Annotated in this window: 6 protein-coding genes; all 6 read right to left on the reverse strand. The window is 48.0% G+C overall.

Going from position 1 to position 5642, the window contains the following annotated elements; translation table 11 throughout:
- The coding region (locus KDK18_RS14115; protein ID WP_257255573.1) for a histidinol-phosphate transaminase at nucleotides 1–956 on the reverse strand (956 nt) is incomplete at its 3' end.
- A gap of 163 nt (nucleotides 957–1119) precedes the next feature.
- A complete protein-coding gene (locus KDK18_RS14120; protein WP_257255574.1) occupies nucleotides 1120–2055 on the reverse strand; it encodes a WD40 repeat domain-containing protein in 936 nt (311 codons plus the stop codon).
- A 277-nt stretch (nucleotides 2056–2332) separates the two neighbouring features.
- Complete coding sequence (locus KDK18_RS14125; protein ID WP_257255575.1) at nucleotides 2333–2773, reverse strand: hypothetical protein; 441 nt, start codon at nucleotides 2771–2773, stop codon at nucleotides 2333–2335.
- Nucleotides 2774–2829: 56 nt separating this feature from the next.
- Nucleotides 2830–4182, reverse strand: a complete 1353-nt coding sequence (locus KDK18_RS14130) for a WD40 repeat domain-containing protein (protein WP_257255576.1) — start codon at nucleotides 4180–4182, stop codon at nucleotides 2830–2832.
- A gap of 32 nt (nucleotides 4183–4214) precedes the next feature.
- A complete protein-coding gene (locus KDK18_RS14135; RefSeq protein ID WP_257255577.1) occupies nucleotides 4215–4532 on the reverse strand; it encodes an aminotransferase class I/II-fold pyridoxal phosphate-dependent enzyme in 318 nt (105 codons plus the stop codon).
- Between the two features lie 193 nt (nucleotides 4533–4725).
- Nucleotides 4726–5642: WD40 repeat domain-containing protein (locus KDK18_RS14140; protein ID WP_257255579.1), on the reverse strand; the 917-nt coding region annotated here is incomplete at its 5' end.

A 5642-nucleotide genomic window follows, 5' to 3' on the forward strand; every position in this document is an offset into this window, starting at 1 on the left:
GGTCGAACCAGAATATGGTGAGCCCTGAGGTGTTTTTCGATCTCATCCGGATTATTCGGGAATGTCCAGATAAAGTTAGCGACACTGGGCCAGTAATCAATCCCTTTCCTGTTCAGAAAATCTTCAAACATTGGTTTGGAGACCTCCATCACTTCTTTAACAAACAGTTCGGTGTAGCCCGGGTTGGAGAGTGCTGCATCAATTGCAACCACCGCCAGCTGATTAACGTCGTAAGGGCCACGAACATTCAGCAGTGCTCGTATATTCCCGCTATTACTGATGACATAACCGAGACGAACAGAAGGCAATCCCCAGGTTTTTGAGAAGGTGCGGGTAATCAGCAGGTTTGGGTACTGCTCAACGACATCTGCTACCGTTTCCTGTGTGTATTCAAAATAACATTCATCCACAAGAATGGCGGCTTTGGGTGCTGCGGCTGCAATTTCAAGAATCTCTTCTCTGGCCACACCAGTACCCGTTGGATTGTTGGGATTGGCCATCACTATAAGCCGGGTTTTGTCGGAAATGGCATCAAGTACAGCCTGCTTGGGAAAGCCTTGGTCTACAGAATACGAAGGCTCAATGATTTTAAGGTTTTCTACCTTGGCGACCTGTTGATACATGGCGAATGAGGGGCCGGGAATAATGGCTTCTTCACCTTCACTGCAAGCTGAGCGGATGATCAGATCAATACCCTGATCGGAGCCGTTGGTGATCATCACCTGTGCGGCATCAACATTGCAGTATCTGGCAATCTTTGTAGTAATGTTCCCGTAGGATGGGTAGCACTGCAGACGATCATCCTGAATGAAATCAATCAACGCCTGCTTTACTGAAGGGCAGACTGGCAGGGTACGCTCATTAAAGTCCAGCAGCAGGTGGTCATGAGGGGCCCGGCCTTCCAGAGGTGGGGTATAAGCCCCCATTTGGGCAATGTGGGATTTAAAAATACTCATGATCAACGTGCCTGCTTGCTCTTGTAGTCCTGATTAGCAGCGCAAGTATATGCAGAGCGTGGCAGACAAGCCAACTTAAAGCGCGAGGTTCCCCATCCTTTTGCGAAGCAATTAGCAAACTCCGGCCATTTCCTTAAACCGTTTGACTATAGCTGCTGCATCATCATCGGAATATGATGCCTTCGAGAGCAGCAGTTAATGAGGCAGCAAAAGTAAGGGCTACAAGAGTCGAAGCATTTTTTAATTCAGTGCCAGACTCAGTGCTGACTTCTGAGCCTGCTTCGGTAACTGTTGTGGTAACTGCTTCGGTAACTGTTTTGGTAACTGCTCCTGTAACCGTTCTTGACACGATCTGATACATCATGATCTTGTCATCACTCCCCCAGGTTGCCAGCAATTTTCCATCAGGGCTGTATATCATTCTTGTTGATCCTCCGTAAAGGCTGTAAATGTTGATGGGAGTTGGAATATCCTCCTCTTTTTTATAAACCATGATCTCTCCGTTCAGAAACCCAATGGCCATCTCGATACCGCTTTTGTTGTAAGAAATGCTCGTTACCGAGTCTGGCACGGAAAACGAGTATGAGTAGAAGTGCTGCTGCAATAAATCATAAATCATGACAAATGTACGATTGCCTCCAATAGTCAGCTGGGTTCCGTCGGGGTTGTATGCAACGGCCTGTAACTCGGTATTTAAATCGTTCAACTCTTGTTTCAGGGTAAATGGGGGTATCCCGCTGTATTTTCTTAGTCTGTGATCTTCCGACGAAACGGCCAGCTCGGCAAGGCTGGGATGGTAGTCAATATCTGTTATTCGGCCTCTCGATTCGGACAGCACTTTCATAAGTCTGAACCTATTTGTCACGTTATAAAGCCTGACCTCTGTATCATATCCCCCGGCTGCCAGTTGGGTGCCATTGGGGTTGAAAGTAACAGACTGTATTTTGTCTGTTGCTTCGGGCAGGATCTTCAGAACGTTGAAAGGGCTTGTACCATTTATGATGTAGATCTTTTTATCATGCCCGCCGATTGCCAGTTCAGTCCGTTTTGGGTTGAAGGCAACGCTTCCTGCCCAGTCTGTCAAGTGCAGGGTTTTCATGAGTCTGGGTTCTCCCTGGGCAGTCATATCAAAAAATTGTACAGCGCCTGAAAAAGAGCATCCGCCTCCGCCGGAACCAATTCCTACTGCCATCAGCCTATTATCTTTATCCCATGAAATACTTAAAACCCTGTGGGGCGGGCAATGTTTTGACAGGGGGGGCGGTAACTGGTTTGGATCTACATCAATTTCATGGATTAATTGAGGCTTTTGGACCTGCGCTTGTAAACAGCTTAATGCCAGAAAGATAGCCAAGCTAGCAGTAGCGAGAATCTTCTCAATGTTCATTACCCTTCTCCAGAACTCTGTTTTTCAACAACCGCAGTAGGGCAGTCCATTCTCGGACAGCCTCCTGGATCCAGTGCTGTTCATCAGAACTTTTCACCGGTAATCTGTTGATCCGTATCAATTGCACACCACCTCGCAAATACAAATAGTAATAATTCTCATGTTTAGGTTGGAACACTCCAATTATGGCTGCCAGCCCGCCTGAATCCCGAGCTGACTGTAGTGTGTGACGATGCTGTAAAAGGCATTGTTGTAATACCTGATGAACGAACCTCTGCGGTGACTGCCACTCTGGTAGCGATAGATTGCCACCGGCACCAAACCGGGTCCACTTTCCGGAGGACATGATGGATAGATCAAGGTGTATAAGATCGGTATTGCAGGAGCGGGGTGATAAGTCATTAAAAAAGTACAGAATTCGGAGAGCCATTTGGCCTATTCAGTTCTCTCATGAGTCTGAATTGGCCAGATAGTTTTCCGAAAATATCATTGCATTACGATGCTATGAAGAACTGCTGTTAATAGAGTGATTAGGGAAAGGGCTTTAAGCGTCGAAGAATTATCCATTTTTGTGCTGGTTCCAGTACTGGCGTCTGTTGTATTGACTGCTGTCATATTGACTGCTGTCATATTGACTGCTGTCATATTGACTGCTGTCATATTGACTGTTGTTGCAGCGATTGCTGTTGTAATCGCTTCAGTTGAGCTGGCTGGAGTTGTAGGTGTAGGTGCTCTTACACCATCGACCCTAAACATCAAGATATCTCCATCTCTACCGGTTGACAGCCATTTGCCGTCGGGGCTGAATGCAAGGGCGTATTGTGGCGACGCTGGCGCTACGAACGGCAGAGTGTCCAAGAGGACTAAGGATCCGATTCCCTCAAAAATATGGACCCTTCCATTTCTATACCCAACTAGCAGCTGGGTACCTTTTCGGTTGAAGGCAATGCTCAATATCTGTGCCGCTACCGAAAGGGTTTGCAGGGGATTGTTGTCGTCCGGATCCGTCCCATTATAAAGCCTGATCTTTTTTTTATCATCCGCAGTTGCCAGCACGGTGCCATTGGGATTGTAGGCAACAGCCAATACCTGGCCGCGTGAAACGAACAACTCTTTCAGGCGGTTATACGGGCTGATCCCGCTGTAAATTCTTACTCTATGGCTTCGCTCGCCGACCGCCAGTTGGCCGTTGATGGGGTGGAAGTCAACGCCTTCTATATCGCTGCTTGCATCGGTCAGGGTTTTCACGTGGGTGAACAGGTTTCTCCTGTTTTTAAGATAAAGCCTGACTTCTGCATCAGTCCCCCCAGCTGCCAGCAGGGTGCCGTTGGAGTTAATGGCAACAGTTTCTATTTCCCTTCCCCCTGTCAGGGTTTGCAGGTGGTTGAACGGACTCACCCCTTCAAAAACATTGACCGTATCATCATACCCTCCGGTTACAAGCCGAGTGCCGTCGGGGCTGAAAGCAACGCTTTCTACCCATTCTGTTGCGTGTATGGTACGAAGAAGTCTGGGGATTCCTGAACTCATATCAAAGATTCGCAGGTCTCCTGTACGACCGCAGACCCTATTGCCGGAACCCACTCCCGCAGCCATGAGCGTACTGTTTTTATTCCATGCAATACTGAAAGCCCAGTGAGGTCCACAACGTGCTGGCGGGGTGGCAGTGGGCGTTGAAGTAGGTATTGCCTGTGGCTGGTCCGGATCTATAGCAATTTTATAGAATAATTGAGGAGGTATTTGTGCTCGCTGATTCGAGCCTAACATTTGAGCCTGTGTAAGGCTTCCTGGCAGAGACATAATCAGACTTGCAATAGCCAGACCTTTTCCAAAGTTCATTATTTTCCTCCAGAATTTCGGCTTTGAATGACTCAGATAGTTCCCAGAGCCAGCGTGGCCATGACAAAAAACGGTGAAAATATGTTGAGGTTTTCTGCCTTGGCCAGCTGGTGATACATGGCGAATGAGGGGTCGGGAATGATGGCTTCTTCACCTTGATGGCAGGCTGAGCGGATGATCAGGTCAATACCCTGGTCGGAGCCGTTGGTAATCATCGCCTGTTTTACTGAAGGACAAACTGGCAGGGTTCGCTCATTAAAGTCCAGCAGCAGGTGGTCATGAGAGTCCCGGCCTTCCAGAGGTGGGGTATAAGCTCCCATTTGGACAATGTGGGATTTGAAAATACTCATGACAAACATTCCTGCTTGTTCTTCCAGGGTGCCAGTGTATGCAAAGCTCGTCGGGCAAGACAAGGAAAATCACATGAGCAGCCGTGGGCAGGCTTAATAACATGAGTCTGTTATTTGTTTTCTGGAAGGTCGGATCAACCCAAAAGATCATCCATGACCGTGTCTGAATTGGCCAGATAGTTTTCCGGAAATGTCATTGCAGTACGATGTCCTGGAGAACTGCTGTTAATAGTACGATTAGCGAAAGGGCTTTAAGCGTCGAAGAATTATCTATTTCTGTGGTGGTTCCGGTACTGGCGTCTGTTGTATTAACTGCTGTTGTATTGACTGCTGTTGTATTGACTGCTGTTGTATTGACCGCTGTTGCAGCGACTGCTGTTGTAATCGCTTCAGTTGTGCTGGCTTGAGCTGTAGGTAATCTTACACCATCGACCCTATACATCAGGGCACGATCCAATCTACCAATTGACAGCCATTTGCCGTCAGGGCTGAATGCAAGGGCGTATGCTGGCGATAATGGCATTGCTATCGGAATAATTGTCACGCGGGGTGACGACTTGAGTTCCCCATAAACATCGACGCCTCCATTTACATAACCAATTAGCAGCTGGGTACCTTCTTGGTTGAAGACAATGCTTTCTATCCGTTGCGGTAACACGAGGGTTTGCAGAGGGCTGTTTTCGTCCGGATTCGTCCCATTATAAAGCCTGACTGTTTTTCTAGTATCCGCACATGCCAGCAGGGTGCCGTCGGAGTTGTAGGCAACATTCAATAAAAAGCTGCCTGAAACGAACAAGTTTTCCAGGCGGTTATACGGGCTGATCCCGCTATAAATTCTTAACCTGCTGCGTTGCTCAGCGACTGCCAGCTGGCCGTTGATGGGGTGGAAGTCAACGCCTTTTATATGGCCTCTTGCATCGGACAGGGTTTTCACGAGGGTGAACAGATTTCTCACGTTTTTAATATAAAGCCTGACCTCTGAATCTTCCCCCCCGGCTGCCAGCAGGGTGCCGTTGGAGTTAAAGGCAACAGTATTTACATCGCTTCCCGCTTCGGTCAGGGTTTGCAGGTGGTTGAACGGGCTCACCCCTTCATAAACATTGACCGTAT

The organism is Endozoicomonas sp. SESOKO3, from assembly GCF_024606255.1.